Below are 22,563 nucleotides of genomic sequence, written 5' to 3'. Positions count from 1 at the left end.
AAAATGATAATGACAAGATTTTGAATGTTTAAAATTATTCTATTGGGGTGGGTTGGCGGTATTGCATTAATGGGTATTCATTTACCTTTAATCATGCAATATGGAGAAGTAGTTAAGGTTCTACTTTTACTTGCCTTTATTTTTTATCTTTTTAGACGCTCAGTATTCGTTGTTCGACCACTTTTAAAGGCAATGTATTGCCTGTTATGTACAGTCAGTCTATTTATTGTGGGGTATCAATATGCCGAGAATGCGCTGATCGAACGCTTACAACAAAGAGAAACGGATTCAAAAAATCTCGATATTATTGTTTATATAAAGCAACTCAGTGAAGAAAAAGACAATAAAGTTCAACAAAATGCACAAGTATTAAATCTGACTAAAGAACCAGTAAATTGGCTGTTGTATTTAAAAAATAATAATCAGGGTGTGTTGAAGGGCGGTCAAGAACTTAAATTAGGCCATTACTATCGAATATCTGGAAAAACAAAACCTGCTCATAGTTACGCCACCTCAGGAGCTTTTGATCAGGAAAAGTGGTTTGTTCAGCGAAATATAATGTCTAGTTTTATCGTTCAGCATATTGAGCCTTTAAGCCTTGATGAAATCTATCGATTAGGATATCAACAGCATTTGAAAGAGCAGCAGTCCTTTTTTAATAGATTTCATTTAAATATAGAAAAGCTTCGCTTAACTTTTAGGCATCTATTACACAATTCTTCATTACAGCAAAAGGGCCTAATTTTAGCTTTACTGACTGGTGATGAAAGTCTTTTATCAGATGAAACTCAACTACAATTTAAACAATTAGGAATTGCTCACTTATTGGCGATTTCGGGTCCACATGTACTTATTTTTGCCATCATGTTGTCTTGGGTGTGTCATCAACTCATTTGTCGTTATTACCCTCAAATTTATTTATGGAAACCGAAACAGGTTTTGATGGCTGTGCCATGCTGCTTCGGTGTTTTAATTTATACAGCTTTTGTGGGATTTGAAATTCCTGCACTACGGACATTGTTGTCAGTCTTTATATTTATTTCTTTCCTATTATTAAAACACCCCCTTAAACCATTTGCATTACTGGTATATAGCGCAAGTCTACTGTTGCTAATGGACCCGGTTAGTGTCCTTTCTGCAGGTTTTTGGCTGTCTTATGGGGCATGCTTTATTTTATTAAGAATTTATCAAACTATAGTGCAGTTACCTGAGCAACATTTTTTAAGTTTGAGTTCAAAACTGATTTTTATGAGTAAGGTGTTAATTGAGTCTCAAGGCAAAATATTTATTGCATTGAGTCCTTTAACCTTACTGTTCTTTCAACAAATTTCTTGGGTTGCTCCATTAACCAATATTATTGCTGTGCCTATTATTGGTGGTGTTATTGTCCCTTTAAATATCATGGCTGCTTGCGCATGGTTTGTAGTAAAACCATTTGGAAATATGCTTTTTCATTTCAATGATATTTTACTCAGTATCTTACTGAGTTGTTTGGACCTATTAGAAAAACTCTCTTTACCATTACAGGGTATAAGCTTGACGCCACTGGCTCTATTTGCAGTTAGTTTAGGTATTCTTATTTTATTTTTGCCTAAAGGAGCCTTGCCAAAAACGTGGGGATTACTCTGTTGCTTACCTCTCATTATAGTGAATAAAACGAACCAGCAAACTCAGCTTCATATTTTAGATGTTGGGCAGGGGCAGGCTATTTTCTTACAACATTCTGAACAAAACTGGCTAATTGATACAGGCGGCTCTTACGATGAAAAGATCTTTAGTATTGGTAAAAATGTTGTAGTCCCATTTTTACGCCAACAAGGTGTAAAACAATTAGATCGTGTTGTATTGTCTCATCTTGACCAAGATCATAGTGGCGCTTTTCCTGCCATTCAGCAGGAGATTCCTGTAAAGCAGGTTCTCTCAAATGAGCAATCTTCAAATACTCTCAAGCAGTCATTTCAATATTGCCATCAAGGTCAACAATGGCAATATCCTGAGTTAGATATTCAAGTTTTATGGCCTAAAGAAAAAGATTTAGCTTTTGTACCTTCTCAACAGAATCAATATTCCTGTGTGGTATATCTTCATTTCAAAGGAGTCAGTGGTTACCAAAATTTTCTGATTATGGGGGATGCAGGCTGGGAAGCAGAATACGAGCTGTTAAAAGACTATCCAAGCTTAAAAGTAGATGTTTTGGTATTAGGGCATCATGGAAGCAAACACAGTTCGGCTTATGATTTTCTAGCAACCCTAAAACCAAAACTGGCAATTGCATCGGCAGGGTTTGATAACCGTTATGGCCATCCTAGCCAAGAGGTTATCAATCGTTTAAAAGTCCTTCATATCCCACTTAAAAGTACAGTAGAGCAAGGAGCGTTAAGTTTTATTTTGGAAAATCACAAAATGGTTTTACACGACCGGCGTTTTGAGCGGCTCTGGTTGCGTAGAGCTCTCTAAAGCTTCAGCTTTGAGTCTATTCACAGTTTTAATCGCTTCTAAAGGGTCAATATTATAAACATTATCTAAAGCTGGGTTTGCTTTAAAGCGTTTATAGCTCCAGTGGTAGTGTTCTGGATATTTATGAATGAGCTGCTCAATTGCTTGGTGGATGACATAAGTACCATCATCCGCAGAGCCTTCATAGATTTTCTCATCCATAGGTTCAATATGCATGGTAAAGCCGTCATTTTCATTACGGATCGCATAAAGAAATAAAGCTTTCGCTTTTGTTTTTTGGATGAGTTTTGCACTTAAATTACTTGAAGCAAGTGGAACACCAAAATACTTCACCATATCTCCCCCAATGTTTGGAGTATGATCTGGCAAAATTACTGTAGTTTCACCTTTTTTGAGTGCTTTAAAAATTTGTCTTACACCACTTTCATCGGTCGGAACTAAATTTGCTTGTTCACGACTGCGTGCTTCTCGTACAAAACGGTCAGCATCATCATTTTTGACTGGTTTATATAAAATTGTCATTGAGGTGAACTGTGCGCACCATGCATTCATGACTTCCCATGTACCAAAATGTGGGACGACTAGCACAACACCTTTTTTTTCAGCTAATGCATCATGAAAATATTGTTCGCCTTCTATACGATGAATACGAGCAATATTTTCTTGGTTCGATGAACCCCAAATACTTAAAAACTCAAAATATGAAGTTAATTCATTACGTATAGCCTTTTCTGTAATTGCTATACGTTGTTGTGGTGTTAAGTGGGGTAGGGCAATCCTTAAGTTCAGTTCTATACTTTTTGAGGTTTTAGTAATTTTTAAGGTATTTACTAGGCCAGCCAATAGACGAGCAATAGAGCGCCCAAATTGAATAGGTAGTCGGCTAAATGTTTTGAGTAATTGATAGTTCATGCTTTTTGAATCTGGTCTAGTCATCTATAGCAGTAAGGTATGGAGGGAACAACAAATAAAAAAGACAAAAATATTATAAATGAAATCATATTATTTAGACAGTTTTTATCAAATCAACGTATATAATGACATCATTTCGATTGATTTGGATTGGAATTTTATGTCCGATTGGCCACCAAAACCACAAAATGAACCTATAACCCCTAAACAGAACGGACCAGAATGGCAAATCCTTGAGAAAGCTGTAATGGCTTCTGTAGAAGAACAACGCCGTAGTCGTCGCTGGGGTATATTCTTTAAAACACTTACTTTTATTTATCTATTATTTATTGTTGTGTTAATGGGCAAGGGTTGCTCAACTAGCAAAGAAGGCTCAGCAGCAAGTAGTAGCAGTGCTCATCTGGCTGTAGTTGATATTGTTGGAACCATTGATGCTTCAAGTAATCAAGCAGTAAATAGTGAAGATACGAATAAAGCGCTTAAACGTGCTTTTGAAGCTTCAAATAGTAAAGCAATTGCACTTAATATTAATTCTCCTGGCGGTTCTCCTGTTCAGTCGGATGAAATTTGGCAAGAAATTCGCTATTTGAAAAAAGAACATCCTGACAAGAAAGTCTATGCAGTAATTGGTGATATGGGTGCTTCTGGTGCTTATTATATTGCTTCTGCTGCTGATGAAATTATTGTGAATCCATCAAGTTTGGTCGGTTCAATTGGTGTCATTATGCCGAATTATGGCATTACTGGTTTAGCTCAAAAACTCGGAATTGAAGACCGTACTTTGACAGCGGGCACCAATAAAGACATTTTAAGTATGACAAAACCGATCAATCCTGTACAAAGAGAGCACATTCAATCTGTACTCGATAATGTCCACACTCATTTTATTAATGCAGTGAAAGAAGGACGCGGGAAACGCTTAAAATCGAATGACCCTGCTATTTTCTCTGGTCTTTTCTGGACTGGTGAACAAGCAATTCAGTTAGGTGTTGCTGACCGTTCAGGTAACATTACGAGCTTGATGCGTGAACTGAAGCTTGATAATAAAGTTGACTACACGATTGAACGTAACCCACTACAATCTATTCTCGGTCGAATGGGAGCAGAAATGGGTAAAGGTTTGAGTGAGTCAGTTGCTCAACGTTTAGAAATGAGCCAAGACGCCAAGCTACAATAATTTAAATCAGGATAACGGTATGTCAGTAAAACCGGTTATACACTTTGCGCATGCCAACGGTGTGCCATCTATGGTGTATCAAAAATTGTTTGATCAATTAAAAGATGAGTATGACATCATTTATGTTCCACTCATTGGACCTGACAAACGTTATCCGATTACCAATCATTGGCCTTTTTTGGTTGATCAGGTGATTGATAGTATTGTACGTCAAGCTAAAGGGCGAAAGGTGATTGGACTTGGCCATTCGCTGGGTTCAGTTTTAACCTTAATGGCATCTTTTAAACGCCCTGAGCTTTTCTCACAAGTGATTATGTTAGATCCGCCTCTTATTTTGGGTCGATACTCTTTTGCTTTTCATATGGCAAAACTGTTTAAACCTAAAATAGTCGATGACATGACACCTGCAGGTTTATCTGCACGTCGTCGTGAACATTGGGAGTCTCGTGAGCAAGCCGCTTCTTTGTTACGTCCAAAAGGTTTTTATAAAGACTTTGATGAAGACTGCTTTCAAGCTTACATTGATTATGCTTTGAAAGAAGATTCGGTACGTGGCGGGGTAACGTTAACTATTTCTCGTGAAGATGAAGTTGCGATATTCCGTAAAAATCCTTCTTGGTGGTGGCTACCTATGCCAAAACCGAAAATGCCTGTACATTTAGTTGTGGGTAAAGATAGTGCCTTCTTAAAAAGAGGTTTCCCTCAAATGGCAAAGCGTAAATTGGGAATTCCATTTAGTGTTGTTGAAGGAGGGCATATGTTTCCTCTAGAGCATCCGATTGAGACAGTGAATTATATTAAGAAGCTTATTCATAGCAATTTACGCTAATAAGACTTTCATTAAAAAAGGACATGCATGCATGTCCTTTTTTAATTTACGTTGAGCAAAGCTTTTACCAAGATGCAAAACGTATAGGATGTTCAAGAATTTGATTACGGAAATAGGCTTGTCCATCTTTCCATGTCAGTTGGCCATTACATAACCATTCTGCAACTTGCGGATAAATGAAATGCTCAAGTTTATGTACACGTTCTGCCAAAGAGACAACATTGTCATGTTCTTTGACTTCAATTGCAGATTGAGCAATTGCTTGACCCGCATCAAGTTCAGAAGTTACAAAGTGAACTGTACAACCATGCAATCGATCGCCCGTATTTAATACACGCTGATGTGTATGAACACCTTTATAAGCAGGTAATAACGAAGGATGGATATTGAGCATTTTACCTTGCCATTTATCGACAAAGTTTGCAGTTAAAATACGCATGAAGCCAGCTAAGATAACAATGTCAGCTTGCCACGCCATAAGTTGCTGATGCATCGCTTCATCAAAATCGGCACGACTAGGAAAGTCTTTATGCGAAATTACCGCTGTTGCGATATTGGCATTTTGAGCACGCTCTAGGGCATAAGCATCGGCTTTATTGGACAATACACCTACAATTTGCCCTGATAGATTTGCATCTATCAAGGCCTGTAAGTTACTGCCGTTCCCAGAGACTAGAACAGCAATTTTCATCATTCAAAGATCACACGAATTTTTTCGTCTGCACCTTCCACTGATTCAGCATTTTCTTGGATATGTCCGATTTTCCAAGCTTTTTCACCTTGAGCATTAAGCACTTCAATTGCTTTTTCTGCATCATTTGCGTCAACTGCAATCACCATACCTACACCACAGTTAAAGGTGCGGTACATTTCAAAACGTTCTACATTGCCTTCACGTTGTAGAAGTTTGAATAATTCTGGCCATTCCCAAGAAGCTTCATTAATTACAGCTTGAGCACCATTTGGTAATACACGTGGTAAGTTACCCGGTAAACCGCCACCAGTGATGTGTGCCATAGCATGTACATCAACTTGTTTGCAAAGCTCAAGAACTGGTTTTACATAAATACGTGTTGGTTCCATTGCAACATCTGCAAGAGGGCGGCCATCAATCACTTGAGTTAAGTCTACATTCTTAACGTCTAAAATTTTACGAAGTAATGAATAACCATTTGAATGAGCACCGCTTGATGCAACACCAATAAGTACATCACCAGATTTTACTTTAGAGCCATCAATAATTTTACTTTGCTCAACAACACCTACGGCAAAACCAGCAAGATCGTAATCTTCGCCTTCATACATGCCAGGCATTTCAGCTGTTTCACCACCTACAAGTGCACAACCTGCAAGTTCACAACCTTTACCGATACCAGTAACTACATTGGCAGCTACGTCTACATTTAAGTGACCAGTAGCATAGTAATCGAGGAAGAATAATGGTTCTGCACCACAAACCAAAAGATCGTTAACACACATCGCGACAAGGTCTTGGCCGATTGTGTCATGACGATTAAGGTTAAGAGCTAAACGTAATTTAGTACCTACGCCGTCAGTTCCTGAAACCAAAACAGGTTCTTCGTAACCTTTAGGGATTTTGCATAGTGCACCAAAGCCACCAAGTCCGCCCATTACTTCTGGACGAGTTGTACGTTTAGCGACTGACTTGATACGATCGACCAGTGCGTCGCCCGCTTCAATGTCAACACCCGCATCTTTGTAGCTTAAACCGGTATTTGGGGTAGAAGTTGAGTTGCTCATAAATGAAGTCTCCGCATTGGCGGCAGATTATAACCTGAATATACGAAACTCTTATGTTATTTATGCTCGAAAATGCTATCTTTAATAAAAATATTTTTCCATTTATAACGATTAAATCAAAAAAGGCTATATTTTATGCAAGATCGTATACTGCGCCGTATTTTCTTACTCGCAGGTATTGTATTGCTGGTATGGGTATTATACTTGCTCAAGCCTGTGGTCATTCCATTTCTTGGTGCTTTTTTCCTGGCTTATTTATTTAGTCCACTGGTCGATGTTCTAGTAAAAATTAAGCTACCTCGGTGGTTGGCAATTAGCATTGTTTTTATCGGTATCGGTGTAACTTTAACTGTTGCGTTATGGTATTTGGTTCCACTTATCTGGAAACAACTTGTTTATGCACGAGATAGTATACCGGCGGGAATTCATTGGATTAATGCAGAGCTATTACCGTGGATTTCTTCAACATTCCATGTTCAGCAAATGGAAATTGATACCGATCAAATGTCCAAAGCGGTCATGGATTATGTTCAGACCAATTACAGTGCCGATAGTATTCAAGCTGTTTTATTAAAGCTTGCACAATCAGGCCTGAATTTTATTCAGATTGGTGGAACAATTGTTTTAATTCCAATTATTGCTTTCTATTTCTTGCTTGATTGGGACCGTATGTTACTGAACTTACGTCGTCTCATTCCGCGACCATATGAAGAGACTACTTTACAAATCGTTCGTGAGTGCCATAGCGTTTTAGGAGCATTTGTTAAAGGTCAGTTCCTCGTTATGCTTTTACTCGGCGTAGTCTATGCCGTAGGTTTACAGTTAATTGGGCTAGAGGTCGGACTTATTATTGGGATGGTGGCTGGCCTTGCCAGTATTATTCCTTATTTAGGATTTGCTGTTGGTATTATTGCAGCCGTTATTGCAAGTTTGTTCCAGTTTGGACTGGACTGGACCCACTTACTACTCGTTGGTGTGGTTTTTATGATTGGTCAGGCAGTAGAAGGCTATATTCTACAACCATTCCTACTCGGTGATAAAATTGGTCTTTCGCCTGTTGCGGTTGTATTTGCTGTATTGGCAGGTGCTCAACTTGCAGGTTTCTTAGGAATGCTCATCGCATTACCAGTGGCTGCCGTCATTGTTGTACTCTTAAAACATCTAAGAGATAACTACGAAAAAAGTAGTCTTTATGGCGCTTACTCGGAATTATTTGTACAAGAGGGTAATATTCAGCAAATTCATGTAGAAACTGGAAATACTAAACTTGATCTTGAAGTTAAAACACAGCAAGATACAGATACACCTAATCTTTCAGATCAGAAATAATTTCAAGGCCAATTCATTATATGCGTCAACTCCAACTGGATATAGAACCTCAACTTGATGCCCGAATCAGTGATTTTTCGGGACCAGGTTGGGGGCATGTAGTCGATGCAGTTCGTCAACTACATGCAGGTCTAGTAAATAGATTTTATATCTATGGAGGTGCAGGAACAGGTAAGAGTCATTTGCTTTCGGCGATTTGTGATTCTTATTTGGAAGTGGGTAAGTCTGCAATTAAAGTTTCTTTGCTAGAACTTCTTGATGCTCCCATAGAGGCAATTACCTGTTTAGAGCACTATGATTTAGTTGCTTTAGATGACATTGAATCTATTAGTGGTGTGCCACACTGGCAAAAAGCGGTGTTTCATTTAATGAATAACCATGAAGGGCAACTTGTATTTTCTTCACGTGTTGCACCGATTGAATTGAAACTGGAGCTGCCAGACTTACAATCACGTCTTACTCAAGCAGTCAGTGTAAAAGTGCCAAGTGGAAGTTTATATGCGGACCGCTATGCTTTAGTCACTTCTGTTATGGCGAGACGTGGTATTCATTTCGATCAGCAGATTGTAGATTATTTACTTTTACATGGACCTCATCAGGCTTCTGTATTGTTGCAGACCGTAGCTCAACTAGAGAAACTTCTTAAAGGTGAGAAGACTAAGCTTTCAAATGCAACTTTAAGACAAATCTATGCTTTGATTGATGAATACCAACAATAAATACTTCTTATATTGTGTCTTTTTGTTGGTTAGGATAAGTTCGGTTTTCTAATATGAAAATAAAATAAGAACTATTAAACACTTATTCTTGAAGCCTCAGAGTGAATTGTTAAATTTTTTCATAAGTAAAATTTCCATATATCAATAGATGTTTAATAGATGTTTAGTTGTCCAAATATTTATAAAGCTACTTATCTAAAATGACGCTATTGACCGATCAAAACATCTTGAGAAATTCTGATTCCTGTGACAAAGTACGCACAAAGGATGCGTTTGCAAAAGTGGAAACTTTGCAATATTGACAAAGAAAAATGAAAAAAATAGGTAAGGAGAAGGGTATGCTCAAACGGAGCATTGCTTTTGCATTATTGGCTGCTGCTGGGCACGCTTATTCTGCTGATATTCAAGTCACAAGCTTAGTTGATGAAGATAAAGATGATACGATATGTACGCTACGAGAAGCTGTACAGTTTCTAAATTATCGTGGTTCATCTAATGCAGCTGATGTAGAAAAATATGCAAATGGTTACCATGGCTGTGGAAATAAAGATGCTTCATCAAATATTATTTTACAGCGTGATAAAGAATATACGCTAAATAGCAAAATAACGATTACAGCTCCCCTTACTATTAGTACAGTAAAAAATGATTCTACATTAGTTGATACTGATCAGCCCGGTTCTCATAATGCAACCATCAAAATGGTAGGTACAGATCAGTTATTTAAAATTGATGATGGTAGCGTTGAAAAACCATCCTTTGCTGTAACCTTGAGTGACCTTAACTTACAAGGTGCAGGCGCAAACTCTAATGTGTTAACAGGCGGTTTAATTTTAAACCATGAAAAACTCACTATTCAAAACTCTCGGTTGATTGGCGGATATGCGAATCAGGGAGGGGCAATTTACAATCAAGGATTATTATCTAAAACTGGTCAAACAGCTGGCTTTGTAACTATCATAAATAGTTTATTTCAAAATAATAAAGCAACCCAAGGTGGCGTTATTTATAGCGAGCAACCTTTGTATTTGGTAACCCAATCTGTAGTACGTGATAATGAAGTTTCTTCTGCAGATGGAGCCTTATTTTATGGTGCAACGAAATTTGATGATGAAAGTACTGGTGGATATTTAAATATACGTGCCATAGGTTTTAGTAACAGTACATTCTTCCATAACAAAGTCGGTTTTATTGCAAACATTAAAGATGGAATGTTTGTTAATAATATTACAATGATTAAAAATGCAGCAGGCTTGTTTCTTGATGCTCCTCAAGGAAATGCTTCTATTTCTAACAGCATGTTAGTTGGCAATACTGCAAACTGTACTGCAAATACGGATGACAAGACTGTTATTCAAAGTAATTTAGTTATTTCTGACTGTAATCGTAATACTACTGCAAAGTTACCTAATATCCTTTTTCCTGCTAGTGAAAAGTTAATCGCTGGAGATACCGATGAAGGTGTCTGTGATGTAACAGCAAAAGAGGGGTTGTTATGTCCATTTAGCACACCGAAAGATAGCTTTCTTGGATTTTTTAAGCCTCGCCTACTTGAGAGTTATAATAGCCTAGCTGATTCTTTAATTATTAATAAAGGACGGTTATATAGTGACGGGTCATCGGTTGGATTGGCTGGTTGCGAAAGACTTGATCAACGTGGAAAAAACCGTAGTGGTTATGATGAGCTGTGTGACTTAGGGGCAATCGAATATATTTTAAATAATGAAATTGCGACAGTGGGGCAGGATATTAAATATGGCCAAGTTGCAAAATTTAATATTTTAAACTCCTTAAGTGAAGCCGATTTGGTCACACCTGCTACATGTAAACGTTTATTTGGTGACCGTCCTGATGGTAAAGAATGGCAACCTGGCTGTTTGAAAATAAAACAAAGTACCGATACACCAGTCTCTAAAGGTAGCGTCACAATAGATCAAAATGGAAATGTTGTTTACACACCAAATGGAAACTGGCATGGCGCAGACATTTTTAGTATTCAAGTAGTTACGAGTGTATCGAGATTTAATGATGGCTCGGATTTCCAATATGTCTCGATTCCAGCAACTGTAGTCCAAGAACCTGTATCTGGTATTGAAGATAAATCTGTGAGTACAGGTGGCGGGGGAAGTGTCGGTGGTGGATTAATTTTAGGGTTATTTGGATTAATTGCATTACGCCGTTTCAAGTCATAATCAGGGATGAGGACTATGAAAAATTATAAAAAAGCAGTATTAGCATTAGCTGTGCTAGCGGCTATGCCTCTTTTTGCCGATACAGCAAATCAAAGAATTGAAGTGACAACTTTTGCGGATGAAGATGGTGAAAACCCTAATGCTTGTTCATTAAGGGAAGCGATAAAAGTTGCTGAAACACGAAGATCTGATTATGGATGTACAGTTTATAACACTTCTAAAAGTCAGGTGATCCAATTAAAAGCAGGAACTTATACATTAAATAAAGAATTGGTTCCAAATGCAGATATAGCAATTTACGGATTTGGTGAAAAAGACCAAGATAAAAATTGGTCAGAGAAGAGCGTTTTAACCAATGATTATCCAGCATTACAACCGTTGCAGACGAGAATTAATGCTGGTGGTAAATCACGTATCTTTAATACAGCAGTAAATAAACAGCCTTTATTCCTTCAAAACATTATTTTGGAAAATGGTTCAGCACCCGATTTTGGTGGCGCTATTTATGCAGGCGGCAATGTTACCTTATTAAATAGTCAAATCTTGAACTCAAATGCATCTAAAGGCGGTGCTATTTTCCTCGGTGGCGATAATGTTAATTTATCTGCAACTCACTCTTTAATCCAAGGTAATACTGCAACAGCTGGAAGTGTACTTTCAATGAGTTGTTGGAATGGTACTGCCTATGCAAAACGGGAGGTAACATTTACCTCTTCTAGTATTTTGAATAATGGTTCAAATAGTTCCAATAATACTTTTGATTTCTGCGGAGAACCGAAAGCAACCTTTACAATTAATACCATTGCTCGAAATATTGCAAATACAGTAAATGGTAGTATTTTGAAATTTACAGGTGATGCTACTCCTAACGGTACCCCTAATCCTTCGACCATACTTAGTTCTAACAGTAGTTTAACCTTAAAGAATAATACTATTGTTGAAAATAATGCTTATACCACGTTTTTATATGACACATTGGGAAGTAAAGAATTAAGATTTAATTTAATTGGTTATAATTTAGGAACTTATGCGTGTCATTATTTTATAGGACCGGCCACTGATTTAAAAAATGCTGGTTTCATACTATCTTTTAATGCACTAAATTTGACGAATGATGCTGGAAAATGTGACTTGCCGACGGAAGCTCTTACGTCTACGCATCGAACTGTTGATATAGCTGGTCAGTCTTTTGACTCATTGCTTGAATCTTTACATTCAGCTGGACCAGAGACTGGTTTTTTACCAATTTACTATCCTAAAAATAATATAGGCGGTAAGAATCTGGTGGACGTAGACCCAGAAGGTAAAGATTCGTGTACTTCTATCGACCAACGAGGCCTTTCACGACTTGCTGATAGTAAATTATATTATCAACCAAATAGCCGTAATAGTTGTGATATTGGTTCGATTGAACTAATGAAACTGACTGCTGGTGATATAAAAGGTTTAGGTAATACATCGCTTACAGATCTGCTTGCGAAATATCAATCTCAATATGATACGGTTCAGAAGAATATATTGAATCCAGATTATGCATATTTATTAAATGTATTAAAAATCGATTCTGCGAATTATAAGAATCTTCTTGATCAAACCAAAGCAAATGCAAAATATCGAGCTATCTATATCGACTTAAAGGCAAATGGTTTACCTTTGCCAAATGAAGATAGTAGTCATATTTTAAAGTTCTTTAATACAACCGACTATAGTATTAATCTTGAAACTGTTGGAACGGGATTAATTGACGATAAAGTTACAAGTATTAAAAAGGATGATGGACTGTTCTGTGAATGGAATTCTTCTTTGCAACAAATTATATTCTATCGTTCAGATGATATTATTACCCAAGCGGGGGATTACAACTATTGTAAATATACAATTAGCAGTAAAGATGGATCTACGCAATCATCGGGATTATTAGAAGCTCGATTTGATAATATTCCACCAGTTGCTGGTGATGGTACGGTAACGTTTAAGTATTTAGCAAATGAAGTCATTCCTTTAAATTTATTACAGTATGCGAATGATGAAGGGGATGGTCCTACAAGTACACTCAAGACAAAACCAAATAAACCTAAATTTTGGGTAAATGATCAGGGTGTGGAATTGCCGATTTATATACCAAGTAAAACCTCAAAGGATGGTATTTTCAAGGTAGTGAAAGCAGATCGAGAAGGTCCATGCCCTAAAGATGATAGCGGTAATATCTGCTATGGTGGCAATATTTATATTCAAGCGAGTAATGTATTCAATACTTTCAATGATACATTGACCTATTATGTTTATGATGCAGATGGAACTATTTCAGCCAAAGCGGGAACAATTAACTTAGTAAGCACAGCAACTACAACCGATGATTCTAGAAGTGGTGGCGGTGGAGGAAGTATCGGGATCTTCTCTATTGCATCACTGCTAGGTTTGATTGCTTATAGACGTTATCGCAAGTAAAAGCAAAATAAAAAAGCCTCCATAGGAGGCTTTTTTATTTCTTGTTAGATTTTTGAATAGCACCTTATTAAAAAGTGATTTTTTTAGTGCTCTAAATATTTATTAATATATTCTTCGCGTATAGCAGTTCTTTCATCAGCACTTGCTTTTAACATACGCTGACGTAAATCATTACGCTCTTGTGTACTCATTTTTTGCCAAGCTTCGCGCATTTTTTGCTTTTCTGCATCTGGAAGTTGGTTGAACCAATCCATGCGTTGTTGCAAGTTAGCGCTTTGGTTTGGTGGTAATTCTTTTAAACTTTGATAACGTTTAATTACTGCTCGTTGCTCTTCTTCAGATAGAGCATTCCAAGTATCATCTACTTGAGTATTGGCATCTTTAGAAAAAATCCAGAAGCGTTCAAAACCCGCAAAACTGGTTTGCAGGAAACTTAATGAACAAAGGATAAGTGCTAACTTTTTAGCTACCATGTTGAACTTTATCCTCACCCAACACCATCAGCATTTCTAAATCTTCCACCATTTGTGGAGATAATTTAGGATTTACAACAACTTGATTTTGTGGCTTATCCATCATATCTACCGAATTGGGTAAAATAACAAAACCAGTAATCGCTGCAGCAAGTGCAAAACCAGTCATTTTCCAGACACTATAAAAAGAGGCTGGTTTTTGTTGGATATGGTCAAGCACATGATTCATCACCACTGTTTTATTTTTATGGTGATGGGCTAAACTATCGAGTTTAGACGTCACCTTTTTAGTGAAATCATCATGATTCATTAGAACCTCCCATGGGATTTAAATGCGCTAAGTACTCTCTAAGTCCCTGAATTGCTCGATGATAATGGGTTTTTACACTACCTTCAGTGCAGTTCATAATCTGTGCTGTAGTATGGGTGTCGAAACCTTCCCACGCACGTAACATGAAAGCTTGTTGTTGACGAACAGGTAGTTTTGCAATCGCTTCCTGAATCTCTTCTATGGTTACTGCTTGATCTAGAAAATCTGCTGGATTGATTGCTTTTTCATCGACAATATCAATGATCTCTTCATCATCATTGTCTAGACTAACTTTTTTGAAGAATGAAAATGGGCTTGCCCGACGTGCTTCTTTGCGGCGCCAATCCTGAAGTTTGTTGTTTAGAATAGTATAAAACAGCGGATACCATTCTTCAGTACTTCGATCGGCGTAAGACTTGTGTAAAGCAATAAATGCTTCTTGAACCAAGTCCATGGCAATGCCTTGTTGACCTTGGGTAGCACTCTCCATCATCACCAAAGCACGACCAGTAACATCTTGCATAAAAACCTTTAGGCGTTGCTCAGCCGTGCTGGCATGAACACTAGATGCTTCCGATCGAGACTTTTTCGGTGCTAAATCCATGGAGATGGAAAATCCTGTCATTGGACGTACCCACCTTATCTTCAATATATCTCTTATATAACGTTGAAAAGAGGTGGGAGGTTGACAACAATCGGCTATTTTTTAGTAGTGTAAATGATTTTTTTCACAAATATGAGCGATGTAAAATAAATTAACGTTTTATTGGCGTTGGCGAACCATTTCAAAAAAACAAATAGATCCTGCAATTGCTACATTTAATGACTCTTGACCACCGGGCTGCGGTATAGTCACCGATTGTGCGTGTTCTAAAGCATAATCACTTGCGCCTTGTCCTTCGTTACCTAAAATCCAAACGCATGGCTTTGAAAGGTCTTTTGAATAAAGACTGGTCGAGCGATGAGAACTTGTAACGAAAACAGGAATATCGAATTTAGGAAGAATATCGGTCAATTGGAAGTTTTCAAAACAATGTAAGCTGAAATGAGCCCCCATACCTGCTCTTAAAACGCGTGGCGACCAAAGAGAAGCAGAGCCTTGCGTACAAATAATTTGTTTAATATTTGCCGCGGCTGCTGAACGTAATAATGTACCTACGTTACCTGGATCTTGTACATTCTCTAGAATTAACGTATCTACGTTATAGTCAATCGTTAATGCAGTTTTAGGCAGATCAATAATAGCTAAACAAGGAAGGGTATTACCTAAAGTACTTAAATCTTTATATAAAACTTCACTGATAATAAAGACATGACCCTGATGGAGTTCAATTATTTTCTTTAAATCGTCATGTTCCAACGCCTGTTCAGTTGTAAACAACGAAAAGAGCTTTTTCTGTTGTTGTAACCAAGCTAGGCAAAGGTGAGTACCTTCAAGAACTGTTTGCTGATGCTTTTTTCGGGCGCTATTGAGTTCAATTAAACCACGCAAATGTTTAATTTTTGCATTATCTTTTGATTCTAAAAAAATAACCGCCATAAGGATATATCCAAAAAGGCGTCATCATACTATATGACGCCCTCTATAATTTAATTATTAATGATAGCTTGTTACGCGTTCAACTTCGTTTTTAGAGCCGATAATTACAGGAACACGTTGATGAAGCTCTGTTGGTTCAATATCTAAAATACGAACACGACCTGTAGTTGATGAACCACCTGCTTGTTCAATGAGCATACTCATTGGGTTAGCTTCATACATTAAACGTAAACGACCAGCTTTTTTCGGGTCTTTTAGATCATATGGATAAAGGAAAATACCACCACGGCATAAAATACGGTGAATATCGCCCACCATACATGCAACCCAACGCATATTGAAATCTTTTTCACGTACAGATGTTTTACCTGCAAGTAACTCTTCAATATATTGTTTTACTGGTTGTTCCCAATGACGCTGGTTAGATGCGTTAATAGCAAACTCTTGAGTATCTGCTGATACTTGAACATTCTCTGTAGTAAGTAAGAATGTTTGAGTTTCTGGGTCTAAAGTAAAGAACGCTACACCATTTCCAACGGTTAAAGCCATCATTGTTGATGGGCCATATAACACATAACCAGCAGCAACCTGTTGAGTACCTGCTTGCATGAAATCTTGTGCTTGTGTAACTGCATTTTTTGCAGGGAGAATCGAGAAGATTGTTCCTACGCACATGTTGATATCAATGTTACTTGAACCATCTAATGGGTCGAATAATACTAAGTATTCGCCATTTTCTTGCGCAGGTGTAAAGTCATCAAGTTCTTCAGATGCAAGACCACCTACGTGAGGGTGAACTTTTAAAGCATCAATTAAATAGTCATTAGAAATCACATCAAGTTTTTTCTGTGTTTCACCTTGAACATTTTCATTACCTGCACTGCCTAAAATTCCAGCCAAAGCACCTTTTTGTAGGGCTTGGTCAATGGTTTTACAAGTCGTAGCAATCGTGTCGATGACTTGGGCCAACTCAGGTGTAAGGTTCCCTTTTTGTTGTTGTAAAAATTGGGACAATGTGAGGTTGGACATAAAAAAACGCTCCTGTGCGCAAGCATCAAAATGAGTCAAATAAATACGTGGCATATTCTAGATGAGAATGCCGGAAAATAAAAATTATCTTACTTTATTTGTGTTGCATTTATGCTTACAAGCCCCATTTTACATGGTATGTTGTTTGCATAGCAAAGGAATGTATATTTAGGAGAATCGAAATGACAACTAAGAAGTTTGATGCGACCCCCACGGCAGGTGAACCAATCAATTTAGAAGAAATTTCGAAAGAAAGTGTTCAGGAAGCTTGGAAAGATTATGAAGCGAAACCTGAATATAAAGCTTTTAATAAGCATGATTTGATTGAGTCGATGCAACATTCAGAAGAAGAGGAAAATAAATCTTCTTAAATTAAGAAAGCAAAAATAAACGCCCATATGTGGGCGTTTATTTTTTAGGAGTGTCTTATTTTAATAGAGGAGGAACCGCTTCATAGTTAATTTCAACACGGCGGTTTTCTTTCCAAGCTGATTCGTCATGACCGGGATTAACAGGAGCTTCTTTACCATAACTTACAGCTTCAAGTTGCTGTGGATTTACACCATTTGTGATGAGGTAACTTTGAACTGCTTTTGCACGGCGCTCACCTAAAGCCATGTTGTACTCACGTGTACCGCGCTCATCTGTATGACCAGTTAATGCAACTTTTGAGTTTGCATTTGCCATGAGAAACTGAGCATGGGCTTGGAGTGTTTGATAATCTTCAGCAGATAAATCACTGCTGTCATAATCGAAATGAACAACACGTTTAGCTAAAGCAGCTTTATTTGCTTCAGTTACACCTTTTGATGAAGCACCTGCCAAATTTTGGGCATTTAATGCAGCATCTTCACTTAAACCGGTTGTGTTTACTGTACTTGGGTTTGTAGTACCCGTAGTTGCCGTTGTTGCAGGCTTACGGCTCGCACAACCTGTCATGACAAGCGCTACACTAAGTAGAGGAAGGGCCAAATATTTGATTGATTTCATCATCATCTCCATCAATGGAATAAAAAGTTATTTAGGTGCCCAGGCTGGTTCACGTACTTCACCTTGTTCACTCGGTAAATTCATACGGAAACGACCATCAGTGGACATGATAGACAGTAAACCACGGTTCCCTTCACGAGTTGCATAAACCACCATTTGCCCATTTGGTGAGAAACTTGGTGATTCATCTAAACTCGTTGGGGTAAGAATATTGACAATGCCTGTATTAATATCTTGGATAGCAACCTTATAGTTACTGCCACTTGGTCGATGCACCAGTGCAATTTTTTTACCATCTGCACTTAAAGTGCCACGAGCATTAAACGACCCTTTAAATGTTAAGCGTTTTACTGAGCCATCACCAAAATCATAGCGATAAATTTGAGGAGAGCCTCCACGGTCAGATGTAAAAATAAAAGCTTTCCCATCTGGTGTGTAACGTGCTTCTGTATCAATGCCAGAATCATTCGTCATACGTTTGACTTGGCGAGTTGATAAATCCATTTGATAAATTTCAGGGTTACCATTCATTGATGCTGTAAATAGCATTGACTTGCCATCTGGTGAAAAGCTTGGCGCACCATTTAAGCCTTTAAAGCTGGTAAGTACTTCACGTGTTCCAGTAGATAGATCTTGTAAGTAAATTGCTGGGCGTTTAGTTTCGAAAGAAACATAAGCAATTTTTTTAGCGTCAGGAGTCCATGCTGGAGACAGAATTGGGTCGCGTGAAGAGAGAACAGTTTTTGGTTGCTCACCATCTGTATCGGCAATTTGTAAAGTGTAACGTTCAGCAGGGGTTGCCGGATTACGTAATACATAAGCGATACGACCGCTAAAATCGCCTGCAATACCAGTTAATGCTTGATAAATAGCATCACTAACCATATGTCCAGCTTGACGGATGCGTGAAGCAGGAACATTCAACAACTCATTGAGAAGATATTGCTGTTTTTGTACATCATAAAGTTGGTAATGGACTTCAAACCCATCAGCTGTTTGCTTAATTTGCCCAGTAACAACATATGGAATACCAGCTGCTTGCCAATCAGATGCTTGAATCTGATTAATGGCAGCATTTGCAGGTAAGTTTTTCGATGAACTTGTGAAACGTCCTGAACGGTTTAAGTCAGTTTCCACAATTGGATAAAGTCCATTGTCATTATTAAAGGGAACAATAGCGATTTTAGGCGCCTGATCAGGTGCTTTTGCAATTTCTAAATGTAGTTGAGCAAAGGCAGCTGTTGGTGCAAGAGGACTTAGTGCTGTAAGCAGCGTTAAGGCTAAAAGGTGTTTGCGGCTCGTTTTCATAGGTTTAAAGTCATTGAAGGCATTTTTGTGACTGTGGATTTTGTAACATAGTTACATGCCTTAAACTATTTAAAGCATGTAACAAGATACTTATTTTGCAGTAAATGTTGAACTGAATGATCTTGCTTCGCGTCGAGCATCAGGATCAGATGGCATAGGGTAAGGTGCAGCAGAACGAATCGCTGCTTCGACACTGGCTTTAACATCTGGGTTGCTAGAGCTAACAATAACTGATAATACAGCTCCACTATCACTTAACGTTACACGCGCAGTTGCTTTTTGACCTGATGTTCCTGCTGGAATATCCCAAGCATTTCTAATTTTCTGCTCAAAATCACGCTTCGCTGAAGATGCAATTTTTTTGGCTTCACCCTTTTTCTGAGCAGCTTCTTCTTGTGCTTTTTTAACAGATGCAGCTTTTGCTTCGGCCTCAGCTTCAGCTTTACGTTTGGCATCTTCAGCAGCTTTTTGCTGTTTCGCTTTTGCGTCAGCATCAGCTTTATGCTTAGCATCTTCAGCCGCTTTCTGCTTTTGGGCCTTTGCATCAGCTTCAGCTTTACGCTTGGCATCCTCAGCTGCTTTTTGGTGTTTACCTTTTGCATCAGCCTCAGCTTTACGCTTAGCATCCTCAGCCGCTTTCTGCTTTTGGGCCTTTGCATCAGCTTCAGCTTTACGCTTGGCATCCTCAGCTGCTTTTTGATGTTTAGCTTTTGCATCAGCCTCAGCTTTACGCTTAGCATCTTCAGCTGCTTTCTGCTGTTTAACTTTCGCATCCTCAGCAGCTTTACGAGCTTCATGTTTAGCTTTTGCCTCAGCTTCAGCTTTACGTTTTGCTTCTTGCTGTGCCTGAAGTTTTGCATTTTCAGCTTCACGTTTCAGTTTTGCATCAGCCTCAGCTTTACGTTTAGCAGCTTCTTCAGCTTTGCGAGCCTCACTTTGTTCATGTTTGTTTTTTGCTTCAGCTTCTGCTTTACGCTTTTGTTCAGCTTCAACTTTTGCAGCTTTTGCCTCAGCTTGACGTTTTGCCTCAGCCTGCTGTTTTTGAGCTTCCTCTAAACGTTGCTGTTCCGCAGCTTGTTTCGCTTTAGCAGCTTCTTCAGCTTTACGTTTTTCCTCAGCTAATTTTGCTTGCTGTGCCTGCTTAGCTTTTTGCTTTTGGGCAACCAGATGTTGTGCTGTTGGCGGAGGAGGTGATGGTATTGCTGGAAGATTTTGAGGAACATTTTCATCCACAATTGGGCTTAAAACTTCTTCCGCCTGATTTTCTGCAGTAGTTTGTTGCTCAACTTCTTTTGCTAAAGGTGGTGGTAAATCTTCTGGCTTAACTAAAATAGTCGTCAGCTTTTTTGGCTGTTCTGGTGGTTTACTCAAGCCTAAGAAAAGCAAGCCGACAATGGCAATTGCATGAACTCCAAGTGTGAAGCCCAATGCAATCGCATTTTGTTTAAAAGGAGGCTTTTGATTTTTGTTCATAGCTTATTTTAAAGGCTCTGTCAGAAGGCCAACTTGAGTTAAACCTGCTTCTTGTAAACTTGCCATCAATGATACGACTTCGCCGTAAGGGCGCGACTTATCACCATTCACTAAAACCGTAAGTTGTTTGTTTTCCTGCTCAGCTTGCTTTTGCGCTTCACTTAATACAGATTCGAGCTTTTCACGAGAAAGTGGCTCGTTGTCTTTATAATCTTGATATTGAAGATAAATATTGCCATCTTTACCAATTGTTACCATGGCTGGCATATCTTTGGATTCAATTGGACGATTATTTGCCTGAGGTAAATCGACTTTGATGCCGCTAGTAATCATGGGCGCAGTCACCATGAAAATAACTAAAAGTACTAGCATTACATCGATATAAGGCACGACGTTCATGTCACTTTTTAATGGTTTTTTTATGCGCTCAAAGCGCCCTGAACGTTGAATGGCCATTATGCATCTTCCTGTGATGAACCCACAGATTGACGTTGCAATAAAGCAATCATCTCTTCGGCAAATAGTGCGCGGTCAGAGTAGACGCTTTCGCTTTTAGCCGTAAAGTGGTTAAAAGCTAATACCGCAGGAATTGCAGCAAATAAACCAATTGCAGTTGCAATAAGTGCTTCAGCAATACCTGGTGCAACCGTAGCTAACGTCACTTGGTCAACGGCAGCCAAACCAATAAAAGCATTCATGATTCCCCAAACAGTACCGAATAAACCGATATATGGGGCAACAGAACCAATACTTGCTAGAGTGCCTAGACCATATTCAAGAGTACCCTGATCACGACTTAAACCTACACGTAAAATACGCTCGGTGCCTTCAATCGTTTGAGAAGTAGATGCTTGACGTTTTTTAAGTTTAAAGAACTCACTCAATCCTTGATAAAAAATATCTTCAAGGCCTGAACGTTTTGAGTTGAGTTGTGCATTGTTATAGAGGGTATTGAGTTCAGCACCAGACCAGAACATTTTTTGGAAATGTTCATCGCCTTGACGTGCTTTTTTATAACCCATATGTAACTTGGCAATGAGGTACCAACTAAAGATTGATGCTAACAATAAAATCAGCATGACCAATTGGACGACTGGACTTGCTTGTAAGATAAGGTCAGAAATATGCAGGGTTGATTCAATGTTTGTTGCCATAGTTACATATGCCGGTTGTTTTTTTAGTCTTGTTCCAATTCTTTACGAATAAGATCACGTATTTCTTCTGGAAGACGACGAGCTACCAGTTCTTTACTTAAACATGCCAACTCAACCTCGCCAGAAGCAAGCAAGATTTCACCACGATAAATATTTTGTTGCAACACAAATGACGCAGCTTTACATGAAACTACACGTGCTGTAACAGTAATTAAGTCATCCATTAAGATAGGGCGCATGTATTTTACGTCGATTTTGTGGACAACAAAGTTGTAGTCTTTTTGATGCCAGTAATGATCAACGCCAGAAGCACGGAGCCATTCTGTACGGGTACGTTCCATATAGCGAATGTGGTTAGCGTGGTAAACGATACCGCCTGCGTCCGTATCTTCGATATAAACACGAATATTGAATTCAAAATGATTCGCCATGAGAGTATTCCGTTTTAGTTCACTATAGAGC

22 protein-coding genes are annotated in these 22,563 nt (G+C 38.3%); 8 read left to right on the top strand and 14 right to left on the bottom strand.

The features are described from left to right. Nucleotides 1–24 precede the first annotated feature (24 nt). The gene (locus ACIF8R_RS14095; protein ID WP_396481425.1) at nt 25–2,457 is read left to right on the top strand and encodes a DNA internalization-related competence protein ComEC/Rec2; all 2,433 of its coding nucleotides are present in this window, start codon (nt 25–27) and stop codon (nt 2,455–2,457) included. On the opposite strand, the gene ACIF8R_RS14090 is transcribed toward ACIF8R_RS14095, so the two are convergent. Continuing rightward, the gene (locus ACIF8R_RS14090; RefSeq protein WP_396481423.1) at nt 2,410–3,393 is read right to left on the bottom strand and encodes a lysophospholipid acyltransferase family protein; all 984 of its coding nucleotides are present in this window, start codon (nt 3,391–3,393) and stop codon (nt 2,410–2,412) included. The genes ACIF8R_RS14095 and ACIF8R_RS14090 overlap by 48 nt on opposite strands. Before the next feature lie 136 nt (nt 3,394–3,529). Here ACIF8R_RS14090 and sppA point away from each other — a divergent pair, with 136 nt between their 5' ends. Beyond that, on the top strand, nt 3,530–4,546 hold the full coding sequence (gene sppA, locus ACIF8R_RS14085) for a signal peptide peptidase SppA (RefSeq protein WP_284118850.1): 1,017 nt from the start codon (nt 3,530–3,532) through the stop codon (nt 4,544–4,546). Between the two features lie 19 nt (nt 4,547–4,565). Then, nucleotides 4,566–5,375 carry an alpha/beta fold hydrolase gene (locus ACIF8R_RS14080; protein ID WP_396481421.1) on the top strand — a complete coding sequence of 270 codons (810 nt, stop codon included), beginning with the start codon at nt 4,566–4,568 and terminating at the stop codon, nt 5,373–5,375. Nucleotides 5,376–5,439: 64 nt separating this feature from the next. Here the strand turns inward: ACIF8R_RS14080 and purN are convergent, their stop codons facing one another. Both purN and purM read right to left on the bottom strand, forming a co-directional pair. Further along, nucleotides 5,440–6,069 carry a phosphoribosylglycinamide formyltransferase gene (purN, locus tag ACIF8R_RS14075; RefSeq protein WP_396481419.1) on the bottom strand — a complete coding sequence of 210 codons (630 nt, stop codon included), beginning with the start codon at nt 6,067–6,069 and terminating at the stop codon, nt 5,440–5,442. Next, the gene (gene purM / locus ACIF8R_RS14070) at nt 6,066–7,136 is read right to left on the bottom strand and encodes a phosphoribosylformylglycinamidine cyclo-ligase (protein ID WP_000071984.1); all 1,071 of its coding nucleotides are present in this window, start codon (nt 7,134–7,136) and stop codon (nt 6,066–6,068) included. Before purM ends, purN begins: the two co-directional genes overlap by 4 nt. 135 nt (nt 7,137–7,271) lie before the next feature. Between purM and cxpE the strand changes: the two genes are divergently transcribed. The 4 genes from cxpE (at nt 7,272) to ACIF8R_RS14050 (ending at nt 13,824) form a co-directional block, all read left to right on the top strand. Then, nucleotides 7,272–8,465, top strand: coding sequence for a chloramphenicol efflux transporter CxpE (gene cxpE / locus ACIF8R_RS14065; protein WP_263614386.1), 1,194 nt, complete (start codon nt 7,272–7,274; stop codon nt 8,463–8,465). 20 nt (nt 8,466–8,485) lie between these two features. After that, entirely contained in the window at nt 8,486–9,184 is a 699-nt protein-coding gene (gene hda / locus ACIF8R_RS14060; RefSeq protein WP_001249536.1) for a DnaA regulatory inactivator Hda, read from the top strand. Nucleotides 9,185–9,522: 338 nt separating this feature from the next. Continuing rightward, the gene (gene rbtA, locus ACIF8R_RS14055) at nt 9,523–11,376 is read left to right on the top strand and encodes a rhombotarget A (protein ID WP_396481416.1); all 1,854 of its coding nucleotides are present in this window, start codon (nt 9,523–9,525) and stop codon (nt 11,374–11,376) included. A gap of 15 nt (nt 11,377–11,391) precedes the next feature. Beyond that, nucleotides 11,392–13,824 (top strand): CSLREA domain-containing protein, encoded by a 2,433-nt coding sequence (locus tag ACIF8R_RS14050; protein WP_396481414.1) that lies wholly within the window; start codon nt 11,392–11,394, stop codon nt 13,822–13,824. Between the two features lie 83 nt (nt 13,825–13,907). On the opposite strand, the gene ACIF8R_RS14045 is transcribed toward ACIF8R_RS14050, so the two are convergent. From ACIF8R_RS14045 to ACIF8R_RS14025, 5 genes are all read right to left on the bottom strand, one after another. Beyond that, entirely contained in the window at nt 13,908–14,297 is a 390-nt protein-coding gene (locus tag ACIF8R_RS14045; RefSeq protein ID WP_022575263.1) for a DUF3106 domain-containing protein, read from the bottom strand. Further along, entirely contained in the window at nt 14,287–14,607 is a 321-nt protein-coding gene (locus tag ACIF8R_RS14040; RefSeq protein ID WP_002052599.1) for a hypothetical protein, read from the bottom strand. The genes ACIF8R_RS14045 and ACIF8R_RS14040 overlap by 11 nt, the downstream gene beginning before the upstream one ends. Then, nucleotides 14,597–15,211 carry an RNA polymerase sigma factor gene (locus tag ACIF8R_RS14035; RefSeq protein ID WP_396481489.1) on the bottom strand — a complete coding sequence of 205 codons (615 nt, stop codon included), beginning with the start codon at nt 15,209–15,211 and terminating at the stop codon, nt 14,597–14,599. Before ACIF8R_RS14035 ends, ACIF8R_RS14040 begins: the two co-directional genes overlap by 11 nt. A 159-nt stretch (nt 15,212–15,370) precedes the next feature. Next, a complete protein-coding gene (locus ACIF8R_RS14030) occupies nt 15,371–16,147 on the bottom strand; it encodes an RNA methyltransferase (RefSeq protein ID WP_311086774.1) in 777 nt (258 codons plus the stop codon). Nucleotides 16,148–16,204: 57 nt separating this feature from the next. Beyond that, on the bottom strand, nt 16,205–17,176 hold the full coding sequence (locus ACIF8R_RS14025; protein ID WP_396481412.1) for a class 1 fructose-bisphosphatase: 972 nt from the start codon (nt 17,174–17,176) through the stop codon (nt 16,205–16,207). A gap of 182 nt (nt 17,177–17,358) precedes the next feature. Here ACIF8R_RS14025 and ACIF8R_RS14020 point away from each other — a divergent pair, with 182 nt between their 5' ends. Beyond that, complete coding sequence (locus ACIF8R_RS14020; RefSeq protein WP_002052586.1) at nt 17,359–17,547, top strand: NF038105 family protein; 189 nt, start codon at nt 17,359–17,361, stop codon at nt 17,545–17,547. A gap of 55 nt (nt 17,548–17,602) precedes the next feature. Here the strand turns inward: ACIF8R_RS14020 and pal are convergent, their stop codons facing one another. From pal to ybgC, 6 genes are all read right to left on the bottom strand, one after another. Next, entirely contained in the window at nt 17,603–18,166 is a 564-nt protein-coding gene (gene pal / locus ACIF8R_RS14015) for a peptidoglycan-associated lipoprotein Pal (RefSeq protein WP_263614381.1), read from the bottom strand. 27 nt (nt 18,167–18,193) lie between these two features. Beyond that, complete coding sequence (tolB, locus tag ACIF8R_RS14010) at nt 18,194–19,474, bottom strand: Tol-Pal system beta propeller repeat protein TolB (RefSeq protein WP_263614380.1); 1,281 nt, start codon at nt 19,472–19,474, stop codon at nt 18,194–18,196. Nucleotides 19,475–19,564: 90 nt separating this feature from the next. Further along, nucleotides 19,565–20,947 (bottom strand): cell envelope integrity protein TolA, encoded by a 1,383-nt coding sequence (gene tolA / locus ACIF8R_RS14005; RefSeq protein WP_396481410.1) that lies wholly within the window; start codon nt 20,945–20,947, stop codon nt 19,565–19,567. 3 nt (nt 20,948–20,950) lie between these two features. Continuing rightward, on the bottom strand, nt 20,951–21,403 hold the full coding sequence (gene tolR, locus ACIF8R_RS14000) for a protein TolR (RefSeq protein ID WP_002052868.1): 453 nt from the start codon (nt 21,401–21,403) through the stop codon (nt 20,951–20,953). Further along, nucleotides 21,403–22,101, bottom strand: coding sequence for a protein TolQ (gene tolQ, locus ACIF8R_RS13995; protein WP_311069436.1), 699 nt, complete (start codon nt 22,099–22,101; stop codon nt 21,403–21,405). The genes tolR and tolQ overlap by 1 nt, the downstream gene beginning before the upstream one ends. A 23-nt stretch (nt 22,102–22,124) precedes the next feature. Further along, nucleotides 22,125–22,532, bottom strand: coding sequence for a tol-pal system-associated acyl-CoA thioesterase (ybgC, locus tag ACIF8R_RS13990; protein WP_004699892.1), 408 nt, complete (start codon nt 22,530–22,532; stop codon nt 22,125–22,127). Between the last annotated feature and the right edge of the window lie 31 nt (nt 22,533–22,563).

Origin of the sequence: Acinetobacter sp. ABJ_C4_1 (assembly GCF_044538495.1) — a bacterium.
Classification (GTDB): Bacteria; Pseudomonadota; Gammaproteobacteria; order Pseudomonadales; family Moraxellaceae; genus Acinetobacter; species Acinetobacter nosocomialis_A.
The sequence above is the reverse complement of the archived record's forward strand: the minus strand, read 5'-3'. Positions and strand labels throughout refer to the sequence as shown.

Excerpts from the sequence above, each read along its gene's own strand:
- purM (WP_000071984.1), bottom strand. The coding sequence starts at position 7,136 with ATGAGCAACTCAACTTCTACCCCAAATACCGGTTTAAGCTACAAAGAT.
- ACIF8R_RS14020 (WP_002052586.1), top strand. The coding sequence starts at position 17,359 with ATGACAACTAAGAAGTTTGATGCGACCCCCACGGCAGGTGAACCAATC.
- ACIF8R_RS14035 (WP_396481489.1), bottom strand. The coding sequence starts at position 15,211 with ATGGATTTAGCACCGAAAAAGTCTCGATCGGAAGCATCTAGTGTTCAT.
- purN (WP_396481419.1), bottom strand. The coding sequence starts at position 6,069 with ATGATGAAAATTGCTGTTCTAGTCTCTGGGAACGGCAGTAACTTACAG.
- tolQ (WP_311069436.1), bottom strand. The coding sequence starts at position 22,101 with ATGGCAACAAACATTGAATCAACCCTGCATATTTCTGACCTTATCTTA.
- cxpE (WP_263614386.1), top strand. The coding sequence starts at position 7,272 with ATGCAAGATCGTATACTGCGCCGTATTTTCTTACTCGCAGGTATTGTA.
- hda (WP_001249536.1), top strand. The coding sequence starts at position 8,486 with ATGCGTCAACTCCAACTGGATATAGAACCTCAACTTGATGCCCGAATC.
- rbtA (WP_396481416.1), top strand. The coding sequence starts at position 9,523 with ATGCTCAAACGGAGCATTGCTTTTGCATTATTGGCTGCTGCTGGGCAC.
- ACIF8R_RS14025 (WP_396481412.1), bottom strand. The coding sequence starts at position 17,176 with ATGTCCAACCTCACATTGTCCCAATTTTTACAACAACAAAAAGGGAAC.
- ACIF8R_RS14095 (WP_396481425.1), top strand. The coding sequence starts at position 25 with ATGTTTAAAATTATTCTATTGGGGTGGGTTGGCGGTATTGCATTAATG.
- sppA (WP_284118850.1), top strand. The coding sequence starts at position 3,530 with ATGTCCGATTGGCCACCAAAACCACAAAATGAACCTATAACCCCTAAA.
- ACIF8R_RS14080 (WP_396481421.1), top strand. The coding sequence starts at position 4,566 with ATGTCAGTAAAACCGGTTATACACTTTGCGCATGCCAACGGTGTGCCA.
- ACIF8R_RS14030 (WP_311086774.1), bottom strand. The coding sequence starts at position 16,147 with ATGGCGGTTATTTTTTTAGAATCAAAAGATAATGCAAAAATTAAACAT.
- ybgC (WP_004699892.1), bottom strand. The coding sequence starts at position 22,532 with ATGGCGAATCATTTTGAATTCAATATTCGTGTTTATATCGAAGATACG.
- tolB (WP_263614380.1), bottom strand. The coding sequence starts at position 19,474 with ATGAAAACGAGCCGCAAACACCTTTTAGCCTTAACGCTGCTTACAGCA.
- tolA (WP_396481410.1), bottom strand. The coding sequence starts at position 20,947 with ATGAACAAAAATCAAAAGCCTCCTTTTAAACAAAATGCGATTGCATTG.
- ACIF8R_RS14050 (WP_396481414.1), top strand. The coding sequence starts at position 11,392 with ATGAAAAATTATAAAAAAGCAGTATTAGCATTAGCTGTGCTAGCGGCT.
- ACIF8R_RS14040 (WP_002052599.1), bottom strand. The coding sequence starts at position 14,607 with ATGAATCATGATGATTTCACTAAAAAGGTGACGTCTAAACTCGATAGT.
- pal (WP_263614381.1), bottom strand. The coding sequence starts at position 18,166 with ATGAAATCAATCAAATATTTGGCCCTTCCTCTACTTAGTGTAGCGCTT.
- ACIF8R_RS14090 (WP_396481423.1), bottom strand. The coding sequence starts at position 3,393 with ATGACTAGACCAGATTCAAAAAGCATGAACTATCAATTACTCAAAACA.
- tolR (WP_002052868.1), bottom strand. The coding sequence starts at position 21,403 with ATGGCCATTCAACGTTCAGGGCGCTTTGAGCGCATAAAAAAACCATTA.
- ACIF8R_RS14045 (WP_022575263.1), bottom strand. The coding sequence starts at position 14,297 with ATGGTAGCTAAAAAGTTAGCACTTATCCTTTGTTCATTAAGTTTCCTG.